This window comes from Herbiconiux oxytropis, assembly GCF_024979315.1.
Lineage (GTDB): Bacteria > Actinomycetota > Actinomycetes > Actinomycetales > Microbacteriaceae > Herbiconiux > Herbiconiux oxytropis.
The window spans coordinates 293,944-308,649 of sequence record NZ_JANLCK010000003.1 but is presented as its reverse complement, the minus strand read 5'-3'; the positions used below and the strand labels follow the sequence as shown (position 1 = coordinate 308,649).

The window sequence follows — 14,706 nt, the reverse complement described above, 5'->3', positions numbered from 1 at the left end:
GTGGCGGCGCGTACCGGCCAGCCGGTCGTGCCCTTCCTGATCGAGGCGCTCGGGCTGCTGGAGTACCGCGGCTACGACTCCGCCGGGGTGAGCGTGCGCGCGTCGAGCGGTCTGTCGGCGACCTCCCACACCACGCAGCGCGTGGACTCGCTCACGGCGATATTCGAGCCGTGGCCGGGCTCCCTCCTCTCCGGCACCGGCATCGGCCACACCCGCTGGGCCACGCACGGGGCGGTGAACCGGGTGAACGCGCATCCGCACCTCGACTGCACGGGGCAGATCAGCGTGGTGCACAACGGCATCATCGAGAACGCGGCCGAGCTGCGGCGCGACCTCGAGTCGCACGGTCACGTCTTCACCTCCGACGTCGACAGCGAGGTCATCTGCCACCTCGTCGAAGACGGGCTGATCGTGGAGGACGACCTCGCGATGGCGCTCACCGCCGCCGCAGCGACGCTGCAGGGCTCGTGGGCCGTCGTGGTGCTCGATCTCGAGACCGGCCGGCTGGCGGCCACGGCGCACCGGTCTCCGCTCGTGGTGGCCGTGGTCGGCGACGAGGTCTATGCCGCGAGCGACATCACGGCGATCGGATCGCGCGTGGTGCAGTTCCAGGCGTTGACGGACGGCGACGTGGTCGACCTCTCCGGCACGCCGCGGTGGTTCCGCCGCGGGCTGCCCTCCGCGCAGCCGCCGCTCCTCCAGGCCCGGGCAGCGACGGCCTCCACGGGCTTCGCCGGCTTCGACGACCACATGAGCAAGGAGATCGCCGAGCAGCCCGAAGTCGCAGCTCGCACGATCGACGCCCTGGCTCCCGGTGTCGGCGACGGCTCGCTCTGGCACGGTCTCGTGCTGCCCCGCTTCGAGCGCGTCGCCGTGATCGGCTGCGGCACGTCGCTGAACGCCGGGCGCGTGATCGCCTCGGCCTTCGAGCGGCTCGGTGGGGTCCCCTCGACCTCGTTCATCGCGAGCGAGGCCGCCGAGACCGTGATCGAACCCGGCACCCTGATGATCGCGCTGAGCCAGTCCGGCGAGACCGCCGATGTGCTGCGCGCGGTCGACGAGCTCGACCTCTCGCGCTCGTCGCTCGTCGCCATCACCAACAACGAGCACTCCACCCTCGCACGCCGCGCGGACTCGGTGCTCACCTGCCAGGCGGGCCCCGAGATCGGCGTGGCGGCCACGAAGACCTTCGTCGCCCAGGTGGTGACAGGAGTCGCCACGGCCCTCTCGGCGCTCGTGGCCACGGGGCGCATGACGCCGGGAGAGGCGGCACGGCAGGTCGACGACCTGAAGCGACTCCCCGATCTGCTGGCGCATGCCATCGCGGTGTCGAGCGAGGCGCTGCCGCCCGTCGTCGACTCGGTGCTCGACGAGCCGGGCTTCCTCTTCCTCGGGCGCGGCTCCGGCATCGTGTTCGCAGCCGAGGGTGCGCTGAAGCTCAAGGAGCTGAGCTACCGCTGGGCGGAGCACTATCCGGCGGGAGAGCTCAAGCACGGTCCGCTCGCGCTCATCCAGGAGGGCACGCCCGTGGTCGTGATCGACTCCGGCGAGCGCCGCCTCGAGAGCAACATCGCTGAGGTCGAGGCCCGCGGCGGCCGCGTCATCCGCATCGGCGGCCCCGGCAGCACGGTGCCGGCCCTCGGTCAGAGCCTCACCGCGCCCTTCCCGGGCGCCATGGACCGCTGGGGCCCGCTCGAGTCCGTCGTGCCGCTCCAGATGCTCGCCCGCGAGCTCGCGAAGGCCCTCGGGCACGACGTCGACAAGCCTCGCAACCTCGCCAAATCGGTCACGGTCGAATGACACCGTGCCCGACCCCCAGACGGGCGGCCGACCGGGTGGACATCCCCACCGAAACCCGGTCGGCCGTCGTTCCCCTCGCGCGAGCGCTCGGCGGCGCCGCCGTCGCGCTCGCGCTCGCGGGCTCCCTCGGCGGATGCACGCTCCTCGCCGTGTGCCTCGGAGTGAGCGGCTGCGGATCGACGGTCACCGATCCGTCGACGCCACCGTCGCACGGCCCGCCCGGCGCATCCGCCGACTCCCCGCACCCGTGGCACACGGGCATCGTCGCCACCACGTTCTGGGTGGGCGAGGTCTTCGACCCCACGGCGAGCGACGGCAGCCAGGTCTACTCCACCTACGACTCGCTCTGGATGGAGCACTACGGCGGCTGCGACGGCACCACAGCCTCGGGGGTCTGCGAGACCGAGGCGCGCACGGCGGCGAACGGCTACTTCCCGCTCGAGATCACTCCGCTCGAGAACCCATTCTACCTCGACCTGCCCTTCGACGACATCAACGACCCTGCGGCCTTCGCCCGCCGCGACTCCGTGGTGCCGTGGGCCGGTGAGGCGCCCTACGCCGAGCACTCCGGCGACCAGGGCTTCAGCTATCTCAAGAACCGCTGGGTCGAGCTCGGCTACGGCGATGCGACCTGCTTCGCGCAGATTCAGGATGCCGGTCCGGGCGAGTACGACGACGCCGAGTACGTCTTCGGATCGGCCGACGAGCGGCCGCTCAACGACCGCTACGGCGGGGCCGGCATGGACGTGTCGCCCGCCGTAGTGGGGTGCCTCGGCTTCGACGAGCTCAACGGCGAGCAGGCGGGCGTGAACTGGCGGTTCGTCGAGGAGGCTGAGGTGCCCCCCGGGCCGTGGCTCGAGGTGGTGACGACCAGCCAGGTGCGCTGAGGTCGCGTGCACCGAGGATCCGACGGCTGGGGCTAGCGTGGACGGATGAGCGATCCCGCATCCGCAGCGTCTGGAACCGAGCCCGAAACCGGGGACGGCCAGGGCATCGCCTCGCGCCTGGGCCTCGGCCTCGCCGCGATCGGCCGCCCCGCCTACATCACGGCGGGCCGCGACGACGACCTCGGCGACCCCGCCGACCGCTCGGTCGACGCCCTGCGGCAGCGCGCCCACGCGCTCCTCGACGGAGCGTGGTGGCTCGGCCTCCGCTACGTCGACGCCGCCCGCTCCTACGGGCTCGCCGAGCAGTTCCTCGGATCGTGGCTCGCCGCGCATCCCGGCCGTCGCGACGAGCTCACGATCGGGTCGAAGTGGGGCTACGCCTACACGGGCGACTGGCGGATGGACGCCGCGGAGCACGAGCACAAGGAGCACTCGCTCGCGCGCTTCGAGCAGCAGTGGCCCGAGAGCCTCGAGGCACTCGGCACCGAACCCGACGTCTACCTCGTGCACTCGCTCACCCCGGAGAGCCCTGCGCTCGGCGACCGGGCGCTGCTCGATCGCCTGCGGGCACTCGCCGACTCCGGTGTGCGGGTGGGCTTCTCCACGAGCGGTCCGCGCCAGGGGGAGCTGATCGACCGGATGCTGGACGGCGACTCCCCGTTCAGTGCGGTGCAGACCACCTGGAACCTGCTCGAGCCCTCGGCGGGCGACGCGCTGGCCCGGGCCAACGACGCCCGCTGGCTCGTGGTCGTGAAGGAGTCCCTCGCCAACGGGCGCCTCGCCGGCAGCGCGCCCGGCTTGCCCGAGCAGCGGGCTGCGGCTCTCGCAGAGGCCGACGGTCAGTCCCTCGCCGGTCTCGCCCTCGGCGCCGTCGTCGCCGAGCCGTGGGCCGACATCGTGCTCACGGGCGCCGTGACCCGCCGCCAGCTCCGCGAGAACGTCGCCGCCCGGCCGCCCCGCGTGCCCGCCGACGCCCTCGCCGCCCTCGCCGAGCCGCCCGAGCAGTACTGGGCCGCCCGCTCCGCCCGCCCCTGGAGCTGACTCCCACACCACCGGTTCCCGCGGACTTCGCCAACCCTGCGCACGATCGATGCCGTAGAGCGGCCGGATGCCGCCACGGGTGGCGAAGTCCGCGACCGGGCGCCGGCTCAGGCGTCGACGCGGGGGCGGCGGGCGATCGAGACGCTCACCACGGCGGCCACGGCGCAGAGCCCGGCGGCCCCGAACCACGCGAGCGTGTACTCCCCCGTGCTGTCGCGCACGACCCCGGCCACAGTCGCCGCGATGGCCGCACCCACCTGGTGCGCCGCGAAGACCCAGCCGAACACCACAGGGCCGTCGGGCCCGAACAGCTCCCGGCAGAGCGCGACCGTGGGCGGCACCGTCGCCACCCAGTCGAGCCCGTAGATCACGACGAACACGATGATCGGCGAATGCACGGCCTCCGACAGCAGGAACGGAAGCACCAGCAGCCCGAGCCCCCGGCCGGCGTAGTAGATGGCGAGCAGGATGCGCGGGTTCACCCGATCCGTCAGCCAGCCCGAGGCGATCGTGCCGACGATGTCGAAGATCCCCACCACGGCGAGCAGGCCCGCCGCGGTCGTCTCGGGCATGCCGTGATCGTGGGCGCTCGGGATGAAGTGGGTGCCGACGAGTCCGTTGGTCGTGGCACCGCAGATGGCGAAGCCCGCGGCGAGCGCCCAGAACGTGCGCGTCTTCGCGGCCCGGCCGAGGGTGCTGAGCGCCGTGCGGGCGGGGTTGCCTGTGGCACGGACCGGTGCCGTCCAGCCGGCGGGCGCTCCGAACGGGGTCGTGCCGAGGTCGGCGGGCCGGTTGCGCAGCCAGATCAGCACGAGCGGCACCACCGCGAAGGCGCCGGCCGCCACGAGCAGCGACGCCTGGCGCCAGCCCTGCTCCTCCACGAGGATCGCGATGAACGGCAGGAACGCGAGCTGCCCGGTGGCGCTGCCGGCCGTGAGCACTCCCACCACGAGCCCGCGCCGCCGCACGAACCACTGGTCGGCGACGGTGGCGGCGAACACGAGCGCCATCGATCCCGTGCCGAGGCCGATCATGAGGCCCCAGGTCAGCACGAGCAGCCAGGGCGCCGTGGCGACGATGCTGAGGGCGGCGCCGGCGGCCACCAGGAGGAGCGCGCAGGTCGTGACCGCGCGCATCCCGAATCGGGCCATGAGGGCCGCCGCGAAGGGCGCCATGAGCCCGTAGAAGAGCAGGTTCACCGTGACGGCGGCCGAGAGCTCGGTGCGCGACCAGCCGAACTCGGCTTCGAGCGGAAGCATGAGCACGCTCGGAGCCGCCCGGAACCCCGCGGCGCCCACGAGCGCGAGGAAGGCCACCGCCGCCACGATCCACGCGGGATGCAGCCGCCGCGTCCCCACCTCCCGAGTGCTCACGATGCGATCGTAGCCGTCGCTCGAGAGCGTGCGGGTGACGGTTGCGAAAGGGGGTGGGGATGCACTCGAACGGCGCATCCCCACCCTCTTCTCAGCGGCGCGTCGTCTTCTCCGACTCGAGGTCCCCCACGATCGCCGCGATCGCCGCCGTCGAGGGCCGCTCGTCGGAGGCTCCTCCGCGTTCCGCGGCCACCTCCGCCTTCTCGTCGCCACCGAGGTGGTCGTCGACGCTCATGGTCGTCTCGTCGAAGGGCCGCGAACCGTCGAGCACCGCCGAGAGCTGCTCGCGGTCGAGCTCCTTCGTCCAGGTGCCGACGAGCAGCGTCGCCACGGCGTTGCCGGTGAAGTTCGTGAGCGCACGGGCCTCGGACATGAAGCGATCGATGCCCACGATCACGCCCACGCCGTCCACGAGGTCCGGCCGGTGCGCCTGCAGTCCGCCGGCGAGGGTCGCGAGGCCCGCACCGGTCACGCCGGCCGCGCCCTTCGAGGCGATCATCATGAACAGCAGCAGCGAGATCTGCTCGCCCAGCGCGAGCGGGGTGCCCATGGCGCTCGCGATGAACAGCGAGGCCATCGTGAGGTAGATCGCCGTGCCGTCGAGGTTGAACGAGTAGCCGGTGGGGATGGTGATGCCGGCCACGGGCTTGGAGACGCCCGCGTGCTCCATCTTGGCGATGAGCCTCGGCAGCACGACCTCGCTCGAGGAGGTCGAGACGATCAGCAGGTACTCCCGGCCGAGGTACTTCATCATGCGGAAGATGTTCACCCGGGCCACGAGCCACAGCAGCGAACCGAGCACGACCACGATGAACAGGGCGCAGGTGATGTAGAACGCGATCATGAGCGTGCCGAGCCCGATGATGGCCGCGAACCCGGTGTTGCCCACCACGGCGGCGATCGCTCCGAAGGCGCCGATCGGCGCCACCCACATGATCATGGCGAGGATGCGGAACACGAGCGCCTGGATCTGCCGGATCGCGCCCAGGATGGGCGTTCCCTTCGAGCCCATCTTCTGCAGCGCGAAGCCCACGAGCAGCGCCACGAACAGCACCTGCAGGATGTTGCCGGCCGTCAGCGACGACAGCATCGTGGTGGGGATGATGCCGAGCAGGAACTCGGTCGTGGTCGCCGCCTTGGCGTCGCCCGCGTCGTAGGTGCTCGCGCCGATGTTCAGGCCCTCTCCCGGGTGGATCAGGTTGCCCACGACGAGCCCGATCCCGAGCGCGAAGGTCGACATGATGATGAAGTAGCCGAGCGCGAGCCCGCCGACCTTGCCCACCGTGGCTGCCTTGGCCACCGAGCCCACGCCGAGCACGATCGTGCAGAAGATGATGGGCGCGATCATCATCTTGATGAGCCCCACGAAGGCGTCGCCGAGGGGCTTCAGCCCCACCGCGAAGTCGGGCACGGTGAGCCCCACCACGGCGCCGCCGACCACGGCGACGATCACGGCGATGTACAGGTAGTGCGACGAGTCGATGCGCCGACGCCGCTTGGGTCCGTCGGTCTTGCTGCTGAGCGCCATTGCTGTCCTCTTCCTCTTCTTCGAGTCCGCGGGTGTGCGTGGCACCCAGACTGCGCGCCCGGCCGTCGCCCTCGCCGGTTGTGGTCATACTGGTCACGTGCGACGAGGCGAGGAGGGCGGGATGACGAGGCGGTGGAGCATCGCGACCAAGCTCTTCGCGCTCCAGTTCGTCGTCATCCTGCTGCTCGCCGCCGCCGCCGTGGGCCTCAGCTGGGCGGATGCGAGGGCAGACGTCGAGCGCGACGCCGCCGCCAGGAGCCTCGCGGTCGCCGAGACGCTCGGGCAGGATCCGTTCGTGGTGGCCGCCGTCGACGGCCTCGGGGCCGCACCCTCGCCCGCCGCCCGCGCAGCCGCCACCGACGCCCTGCAGCCCTACGCCGTGGATGTGATGGCCGCCACGAAGACCGACTTCATCACGATCATGACGCCCGACCGCATCCGCCTCACCCACCGCGATCCGGATCAGATCGGCCTCGAGTTCCTCGGCACCATCGACCGGGCGCTCGCGGGCGACTCGTTCACCGAGACCTACACGGGCACGCTCGGCCCGTCGGTGCGAGCCGTGGTGCCGATCCAGGATGCCTCGGGAGACGTGGTCGCGCTCGTCTCGGCCGGCATCACGGTGTCGGCCACCCAGGTCGCCCTGGGCCGGCGCATCGGCACCGTGCTCGTGGCCGCCGGCATCGCCGTTGCCGTGGGCGCCGCGGCCTCCTGGGCGCTCAGCCGCTACCTCCGGCGCGTGACCGACGGGCGCGGTGCCGAGGAGATGAGCCGCATGTTCGCCTACTACGAGGGCGTGCTGCACTCCATCGGGGAGGGCCTCGTGCTGCAGAACGGCGACCGCGAGCTCGTGCTCTACAACGACCGCGCCGCCGAGCTCCTCGGCCTCCCCCGCCCGACCCCCGCCTCTCGGCTCCGCTCACTCAGCCCCGGGGCCCTCGGCCTGCCCGCGCCCATCGCCGCGCTGCTCACCGACGACGCGGTGGCGGTCGACGAGATCGTCATCACTCCGGATCACGTGCTCGTGGTCGACCGCGACCGCGTGGTCGGCCGGGCGGGCGGGTTCATCGGCACGGTCACCACCCTGCGCGACCACACCCGGGTGCAGGAGCTCGCCGGCGAGCTCGCCACCATGACCACGCTCTCGGATGCGCTGCGTTCGCAGGCCCACGAGTTCGCGAACCGGCTGCACACGATCATCGCCCTGATCGAGCTCGACCGGCCCCGCGAGGCCGCCGAGCTGGCGATCTCCGAGCTCGAGCTCAGCCAGGGCCTCGCCGACCGCGTGCTCACCGCGGTCGACGAGCCCGTGCTGCTCGCACTCCTGCTCGGCAAGTCGGCGCAGGCGGCGGAGCGCGGCATCGCCCTCGACGTCGACATCCCCGAGCGACTCCCCGCCTCGCTCGCGCCCCCGCGGGAGCTCATCACGATCGTCGGCAATCTCCTGGACAACGCGATGGATGCGGTGGCCGGCACTCCGGATGCGCGCGTGCGGGTGCGGGTCGCCTCGACGGCTGCGGGCCTCGTGATCGAGATCGAGGACAGCGGCGACGGACCGGATCCGGCCCTCGCCGCCCACCTGTTCGAGCTCGGGGTCTCCACGAAGGCGTCCGGCACCACCCGCGACGGCGATCTCGCCACCCGCCGCGGCATCGGCCTCGCCCTCGTGCGCCAGGCTGTCTCCCGGCTCGGTGGCCGGATCGAGATCGACGGCCCGCGCTTCACCGTGCAGCTGCCGCACCACGCCCCGCAGGAGCTCGGCGAGCGGGCCTCCTCGTGAGCGGCACATCGTGAGCATCCGCGTGCTCGTCGTCGAAGACGAGCCGATCACCGCCGAGGCCCACGCGGCCTACCTCGAGCGCATCGACGGCTTCGAGGCCGGGGCGGTCGCCCACACCGGCTCGGAGGCCCTCCGCCTGCTGCGCGACGACGAGCGGGGCTTCGACCTCATCCTGCTCGACGTCAACCTGCCCGACACCACGGGGATCGACCTCTGCCGCCGGCTCCGCGCAGCCGGCATCGAGACCGACGTCATCGCCGTCACGGCCGTGCGCGACGCCGCCGTCGTGCGCTCGGCGGTCTCGCTCGGCATCGTGCAGTACCTCATCAAGCCGTTCGCGTTCGCCTCCTTCGCCGAGAAGCTCACGGCCTACCGCGACTTCCACGACCGTTTCGCGGCCTCCACCGTGACCGACCAGCAGGAGGTCGACGCGTCGTTCGCCGCCCTGCGGCTCTCGCCGCACACCGTGCTGCCGAAGGGGCTCACCCCCGAGACCCTCGACCTCGTGCGGGCCGCCCTGCGCTCCTCGCCCACGCCGCTCTCGGCCACCGAGCTGGCCGCGGCCCTCGACCTCTCCCGGGTGACGGCGCGTCGCTACCTCGAGCACCTGGCCGCCACAGGCACGGCCCTCCGCACCCAGCGCTACGGCACCCCAGGCCGCCCCGAATCCGAGTACCACCTCCTCCCGTGAGGCTTGTGGAGTAGGTTCACCACCATGTCGACAGAACCCCCTCCCACGACCCCGCCGCCGCCCCCACCCGGACCCCCGACCGATCCGCCGCCCACGTCGCCTGAGCCCCCGCAGTTCTAGGCCCGCCGACGTACACCATCACACGTGAGAACGCCCGCACCCCTCATCGGGGGCGCGGGCGTTCTCGCGTGGAACGCGTCGAGGATCAGTGCGCGAACGGCACGTCGGCTGCTTCGCCGCCCTCGCTCTCGACGAGCTTCGCATCAGCCGCCGAGAGCTCCGGGGGCCGCCGCACGAAGAACGCCGCGAGCACACCGAACAGCGAGATCACCGCTCCGCAGAGGAAGGCGGCCTGGATGCCGGAGGCCGAGGCCGCGAGCGAGGTTCCGCCCGCCGCAGCGGTCGAGGCGCCGACCCCCGCCATGACGCTCACGAACAGCGCCGTGCCGGCGGCTCCGGCCAGCTGCTGCACCGTTCCGATGGTGGCCGAGCCGTGCGAGTAGAGACGCGGCCGCAGCGATCCGAGCGCCGAGGTGAAGAGCGGAGTGAACATGAGAGCGAGCCCCACGCTCAAGACGACGTGGGCACCGAGCACCCACCACACCGGGGTGTCGGGGCCGAGCATCGTGAGACCCCAGAGCACGGCGCTCACGATGATGGCGCCCGGGATGACGAGCGGCCGCGGCCCGACCCTGTCGTAGGCGCGGCCCACGAACGGTGCCAGCACGCCCATCACGATGCCGCCGGGCAGCAGCAGGAGGCCCGTGGCCAGCGCATCGAGCTGCAGCACGTTCTGCAGGAAGAACGGCAGCACGATGATGGTGCCGAACAGCGCCATCATGCTCACCGCGAGCAGCAGCACACCCACGGTGAAGGTGCGCGAGCGGAAGGTGCGGAGGTCGAGCAACGCCCTGTCCTTCTGCTGCAGCGAGATCTGCCGCAGCACGAACACCGCGAGCGCCACGATGCCGACGAGCATCGGCAGCCAGCTCGACACGAAGGTCGCACCGGCGCCGCCGATGTTGCTGAGGCCGAACACGAAGCCGCCGAAGCCGATGGCCGAGATGATGACCGACAGCACGTCGATCGGAACCTTGCGCGGCTCGGTGACGTTCTGCACCCGCAGGAAGCCGAGCACGAGGGAGCCGATGGCGATCGGCAGCACGAGCAGGAACATCCACCGCCACGACAGGGTGCTCAGGATGATGCCCGAGATGGTGGGACCGATCGCCGGGGCGACGGCGATCACGATCGAGATGTTGCCCATCGTGCGCCCGCGGGTGGCCGGCGGCACGAGCGTCATGACCGTGGTCATGAGCAGCGGCATCATGATGGCCGTGCCGCTGGCCTGCACCACGCGGCCGGCGAGCAGCACCTCGAAGCCCGGGGCGATGGCGGCGATGAGCGTGCCGATGCTGAACAGGCTCATGGCGGCGATGAAGATGGGCCGGGTGTTGAACCGCTGCAGCAGGAACCCGGTGATGGGGATGACGACCGCCATGGTGAGCATGAACGCCGTCGAGAGCCACTGCGCGGCCACCTCGGTGATGCCGAGGTCGATCACGAGGTGCGGGATCGCGACGCCCATGATGGTCTCGTTGAGGATGACGACGAACGCCGAGACGAGCAGCAGGCGGATGACGAGGTTGTTGCGCTTCTGGAGGCGCACCGCCTCGTCGGAGCTCGGGGCGGACGTGGAGGTGTCTGTCACGGGTGATCCTGTCGAGTGGGGGCGGAGGGGCTTCGAGAACGAGAACGCCTTCCCTAGTGTCCCGTATTCCTCCGACATCCGGATTACCGGAATGTAAACACTGTCAACTTTTTTCGGCGGGTCGCTCCTGCCGACGTCACGCCGTCGGCGGAACCGGCCGTCGCGAGCGCAGCAGCCCGAGCCCGAGGAGCGCCGCAACGGCAGCCGAGAGGCCCATCCCGGCCACCACGACGAGCATCGCGTTCCAGCCCGCCCGGTCGTAGACGAGCCCCACGAGCCAGCCGAACAGCGACGTGCCGCCGAGCCATGAGAGCTGGTAAAGGGCCGTCGCCTGCGCCCGCCCCACGAGGGCGGAGCGGCCGCTGAGCCCGCTGGCCACCGGATGCGCCGTGAAGCAGCCGACCGTGAAGACCACGAGCCCCACGATCACCACGGGCAGCGCCTCGCTGACGAGCAGCGCGAGCCCCACGAGCATCACCGCCACGCCGCCGACGATCACGCGGAGCGCTCCGAACCGCGCCAGGAGCGCTCCCGAGAACCGGCTCGAGACCGTTCCGGAGAGGTAGGCCAGGAAGAGCAGACTCACGAAGCCCGAGGGCAGGAGGAAAGGCGGCGCCGTGATCCGGAACCCGAGGTAGTTGTAGACCACCGCGAAGGCCCCCATCAGGAAGAACCCCTGAGCGTAGAGCGCGAGCATGGTGGGGTCGCGCAGCTGGAACAGGATGCGGGTGCGCAGGCGGAGCGCCCCGCCACCTGCGTCGCTGCCCGCGTCGCCCACCCCCGCTCGCACGAACCCGCGCGGCTCGGGCACGAGCAGCCAGAACAGCGCCGCCGCGAGCGCCCCGGCCACCGCCACCACCGCGAGACCGGCCCGCCATCCGGCCAGCTCCGAGACCGGGCCCGCGATCAGCCGCCCCGCGATGCCGCCGATGGTGTTACCGGCGATGTAGGTGCCCGCCGCCACGCTCACCCACGAGACGTGCAGCTCCTCGGCGAGGTACGCGACGGCCACGGCGGGCACCGCCCCGAGGGCGAGCCCCACGAGACCGCGCGCGAGGAGCACGGTCTCGAACGTCGGCATGAGCGGCACGAGGAACGCGAGCAGGGTGGCGGCCGTGAGCGAGATGCGCATGGCCTGCACCCGCCCGATGCGGTCGGCGACGGATGCCCAGGGCAGCACCGAGAGGGCGATGCCGACGGTCGCGGCCGAGACGCTCAGCGCGGCGGTGGGGGCGGAGACGCCGAGCTCGTCGCGGAGCGCCGGGAGCACGGCCTGGGCGTCGAAGATCTGGGTGAAGGTGGCGAACCCGGCGGCGAACAGCGCGGCCACGATGCGGCGGTACTGCGGCTCGCCCCGCTGGAATCCACGCCACGGCGGCTCGTGGGGGCGACGGGGAGGCACCACGACAGCCTGCCACATCGCTCGTGCCCGGCCGGTTGTGGAAGACTCGTGCGCATGACGAACAGCACCGCCGACTCACGCGACGAGGCCGCCGCGCGGCTCGCCCACTCCGTCGGCCGGCTCAACCGCCGCATCCGCTACACCGGCGACCTCACCCCGGGCCAGATCTCGGCGCTCAGCACCATCGTCGCCGCGGGATCCATCCGCCCCGGCGACCTCGCCCGCGTCGAGCGCGTCGCCGCCCCCACGGTCACACGCCTGCTCACCGACCTCGAGAGCCGCGAGCTCGTGCGCCGCACGGCCGATCCGGACGACGGGCGCTCGTTCTTCCTCAGCTCGACCGAGGCCGGGGTCGCCGCCATCGAGAAGGCCCGCTCCGAGCGGGCGCTCCGTGTGCTCGAGGTCTTCGACGAGCTCGACGACGATCAGATCGCGCGCCTGATCGATGCGCTCGACGCCCTCGAGGCGGCGTCGGGCATGCAGCCCAACGAGTAGCGGCCCGTCGTCAGACGAACGGGTTCTCGAGCACGCCGATCCCGGAGATCTCGACGCTCACCGTGTCTCCCGACTCCATCGGCGCGATCCCCGCGGGTGTGCCGGTGAGGATGACGTCTCCGGGCAGCAGCGTGAACACGGCCGACACGTAGGCCACGATCTCCGGCACCGAGTGCACCATGTCCGTGAGCGGGGCGCTCTGCGCGAGCACTCCGTTCAGCCGGGTCTCGACGGTGGAGGTCGACAGGTCGAACTCGGTCTCGATCACGGGCCCGAGCGGGCAGAAGGTGTCGAAGCCCTTGGCCCTCGTCCACTGCCCGTCCGACTTCTGCAGGTCGCGCGCGGTCACGTCGTTCGCGACCGTGTAGCCGAAGATCACGCTCGCGGCGTCGGCGGCGGCCACGTTCTTCGCCACGCTGCCGATCACCACGGCGAGCTCGCCCTCGAAGTCCACCCGGTTCGACTGCCGGGGGCGGATGATGCGATCGCCCGGCCCGATCACCGAGGTGTTGGGCTTCAGGAAGATCAGCGGCTCGGCCGGTGCCTCGCCACCCATCTCGGCGGCGTGGTCGCGGTAGTTCTTGCCGATGGCCACGACCTTCGAGCGCGGGATGACGGGCGCGAGCAGCGTGGCGGCCTTCAGCGGCACCCGCTCCCCCGTGGTGTCGAACCCGGCGAACATCGGATCCCCGTTCAGCACGACCAGATCGCCCTCGTCCACGATCCCGAAGTTGATGGCCCCCTGATGGCTGAATCGCGCGATCTTCATCTCACAACCCTACGTGACAGGCCCTACGTGGACGACCCAAGGAGAGCGCGCGGCCGCGCGAGCGACCGCACGCGAGCATGTCGCCCGCGCCGCAGAGGCGGCGGCGCGGCAATCGAAATCAACCCAACCTAGTCAACCAACCGTGCCGGTCCTCGATGCGCCCGTACTGGATGTCCGTGAGTTCCTGGCGGATCGACATCGTGAACTCGCCGGCGGGGGCGTTCTCGTCGCCGATCGTCCCATCCGGAGACTTCAGCGCCGAGATGGGGGTGATCACGGCGGCGGTGCCGCAGGCGAACACCTCGGTGATCTCGCCCGAGGCGATCCCTTCGCGCCACTCGTCCACGGTCACGTCGCGCTCCTCCACCGTGAGCCCGCGGTCGAGGGCGAGCTGGATGATGCTGTCGCGGGTGATCCCCTCGAGGATGGCCCCGGTGAGCCTCGGCGTCACGAGCTTGTCGCCCCGGTGCACGAAGAACACGTTCATGCCGCCGAGCTCGTCGATGTGCTCACCGGTCTCGCCGTCGAGGAACAGCACCTGTGCGCAGCCGTTCTCGTAGGCCTCCTGCTGCGGAAGCAGCGACGCGGCGTAGTTGCCGCCGCACTTCGCAGCCCCCGTGCCGCCACGGCCGGCCCGGGAGTACTCGGTCGAGAGCCAGATCGAGACGGGGGCGACGCCGCCCGTGAAGTAGGCGCCGGCCGGGCTCGCGATCACGTAGTAGGCCACCCGCTGCGACGGCCGCACGCCGAGGAACGACTCGTTGGCGATCATGAACGGGCGGATGTAGAGGCTCGTCTCGGGCGCGGAGGGCACCCAGCCGCCGTCGACGGCGATGAGCTGCTTGAGCGACTCCACGAAGTCCTCGGTAGCGAGCTCGGGTAGGGCGAGGCGGCGGGCGGAGCGCTGCAGCCGCTCGGCGTTCTTCTCGGGCCGGAAGGTCCAGATGGAGCCGTCGGCGTGCCGGTAGGCCTTCAGCCCCTCGAAGATCTCCTGGGCGTAGTGCAGCACGGCCGCCGACGGGTCGAGCTGGATGGGGCCGTAGGGGATGACGCTCGCCGCGTGCCAGCCGGCGTCGATGGTCCAGTCGATCTGCACCATGTGGTCGGTGAAGTGCTTGCCGAACCCGGGGTCGGAGAGGATGACCTCGCGCTCGGCCTCCTCCCGCGCATCCTGCGAGGGGGTCAGCTCGAACTGGAGGGGGAAGGTGGAGCTCGGTGCGAGTGTCATG

At 71.5% G+C, this 14,706-nt stretch carries 12 protein-coding genes; 6 read left to right on the top strand and 6 right to left on the bottom strand.

Annotated elements, in window-relative coordinates:
• The 3 genes from glmS to N1028_RS07250 are packed head-to-tail and all read left to right on the top strand — an operon-like array spanning position 1 to position 3,728.
• Positions 1–1,800, top strand: coding sequence for a glutamine--fructose-6-phosphate transaminase (isomerizing) (glmS, locus tag N1028_RS07260; RefSeq protein WP_259526253.1), 1,800 nt, complete (start codon positions 1–3; stop codon positions 1,798–1,800).
• Positions 1,801–1,835: 35 nt separating this feature from the next.
• Positions 1,836–2,687: a hypothetical protein gene (locus tag N1028_RS07255; RefSeq protein ID WP_259526252.1), complete on the top strand. Its 852-nt coding sequence runs from the start codon at positions 1,836–1,838 to the stop codon at positions 2,685–2,687.
• 45 nt (positions 2,688–2,732) lie between these two features.
• Positions 2,733–3,728: an aldo/keto reductase gene (locus N1028_RS07250; RefSeq protein ID WP_259526251.1), complete on the top strand. Its 996-nt coding sequence runs from the start codon at positions 2,733–2,735 to the stop codon at positions 3,726–3,728.
• A 107-nt stretch (positions 3,729–3,835) separates the two neighbouring features.
• Here the strand turns inward: N1028_RS07250 and N1028_RS07245 are convergent, their stop codons facing one another.
• Together N1028_RS07245 and N1028_RS07240 are read right to left on the bottom strand one after the other, a co-directional pair.
• Complete coding sequence (locus N1028_RS07245) at positions 3,836–5,101, bottom strand: MFS transporter (protein ID WP_259526250.1); 1,266 nt, start codon at positions 5,099–5,101, stop codon at positions 3,836–3,838.
• Between the two features lie 91 nt (positions 5,102–5,192).
• On the bottom strand, positions 5,193–6,629 hold the full coding sequence (locus N1028_RS07240) for a cation:dicarboxylate symporter family transporter (RefSeq protein ID WP_259526249.1): 1,437 nt from the start codon (positions 6,627–6,629) through the stop codon (positions 5,193–5,195).
• Between the two features lie 121 nt (positions 6,630–6,750).
• Here N1028_RS07240 and N1028_RS07235 point away from each other — a divergent pair, with 121 nt between their 5' ends.
• Both N1028_RS07235 and N1028_RS07230 read left to right on the top strand, forming a co-directional pair.
• Positions 6,751–8,409 carry a sensor histidine kinase gene (locus tag N1028_RS07235; protein WP_259526247.1) on the top strand — a complete coding sequence of 553 codons (1,659 nt, stop codon included), beginning with the start codon at positions 6,751–6,753 and terminating at the stop codon, positions 8,407–8,409.
• A 7-nt stretch (positions 8,410–8,416) separates the two neighbouring features.
• Positions 8,417–9,100 (top strand): response regulator, encoded by a 684-nt coding sequence (locus N1028_RS07230; RefSeq protein WP_259526564.1) that lies wholly within the window; start codon positions 8,417–8,419, stop codon positions 9,098–9,100.
• Positions 9,101–9,305: 205 nt separating this feature from the next.
• On the opposite strand, the gene N1028_RS07225 is transcribed toward N1028_RS07230, so the two are convergent.
• Positions 9,306–10,889 carry an MDR family MFS transporter gene (locus N1028_RS07225; RefSeq protein ID WP_375163422.1) on the bottom strand — a complete coding sequence of 528 codons (1,584 nt, stop codon included), beginning with the start codon at positions 10,887–10,889 and terminating at the stop codon, positions 9,306–9,308.
• 58 nt (positions 10,890–10,947) lie between these two features.
• The gene (locus tag N1028_RS07220) at positions 10,948–12,213 is read right to left on the bottom strand and encodes an MFS transporter (RefSeq protein WP_259526243.1); all 1,266 of its coding nucleotides are present in this window, start codon (positions 12,211–12,213) and stop codon (positions 10,948–10,950) included.
• A gap of 54 nt (positions 12,214–12,267) precedes the next feature.
• Here N1028_RS07220 and N1028_RS07215 point away from each other — a divergent pair, with 54 nt between their 5' ends.
• Positions 12,268–12,708 (top strand): MarR family winged helix-turn-helix transcriptional regulator, encoded by a 441-nt coding sequence (locus N1028_RS07215; RefSeq protein WP_259526242.1) that lies wholly within the window; start codon positions 12,268–12,270, stop codon positions 12,706–12,708.
• A 10-nt stretch (positions 12,709–12,718) separates the two neighbouring features.
• Here the strand turns inward: N1028_RS07215 and N1028_RS07210 are convergent, their stop codons facing one another.
• Positions 12,719–13,477, bottom strand: coding sequence for a fumarylacetoacetate hydrolase family protein (locus N1028_RS07210; protein WP_259526241.1), 759 nt, complete (start codon positions 13,475–13,477; stop codon positions 12,719–12,721).
• A 118-nt stretch (positions 13,478–13,595) separates the two neighbouring features.
• A complete protein-coding gene (locus N1028_RS07205; protein ID WP_259526240.1) occupies positions 13,596–14,705 on the bottom strand; it encodes a branched-chain amino acid aminotransferase in 1,110 nt (369 codons plus the stop codon).
• Between the last annotated feature and the right edge of the window lies 1 nt (position 14,706).

Bases quoted from the DNA above. Each gene is read 5' to 3' on its own strand.
- N1028_RS07240 (WP_259526249.1), bottom strand. From the start codon at position 6,629: ATGGCGCTCAGCAGCAAGACCGACGGACCCAAGCGGCGTCGGCGCATC.
- N1028_RS07235 (WP_259526247.1), top strand. From the start codon at position 6,751: ATGACGAGGCGGTGGAGCATCGCGACCAAGCTCTTCGCGCTCCAGTTC.
- N1028_RS07250 (WP_259526251.1), top strand. From the start codon at position 2,733: ATGAGCGATCCCGCATCCGCAGCGTCTGGAACCGAGCCCGAAACCGGG.
- N1028_RS07225 (WP_375163422.1), bottom strand. From the start codon at position 10,889: ATGTCGGAGGAATACGGGACACTAGGGAAGGCGTTCTCGTTCTCGAAG.
- N1028_RS07205 (WP_259526240.1), bottom strand. From the start codon at position 14,705: ATGACACTCGCACCGAGCTCCACCTTCCCCCTCCAGTTCGAGCTGACC.
- N1028_RS07215 (WP_259526242.1), top strand. From the start codon at position 12,268: ATGACGAACAGCACCGCCGACTCACGCGACGAGGCCGCCGCGCGGCTC.
- N1028_RS07210 (WP_259526241.1), bottom strand. From the start codon at position 13,477: ATGAAGATCGCGCGATTCAGCCATCAGGGGGCCATCAACTTCGGGATC.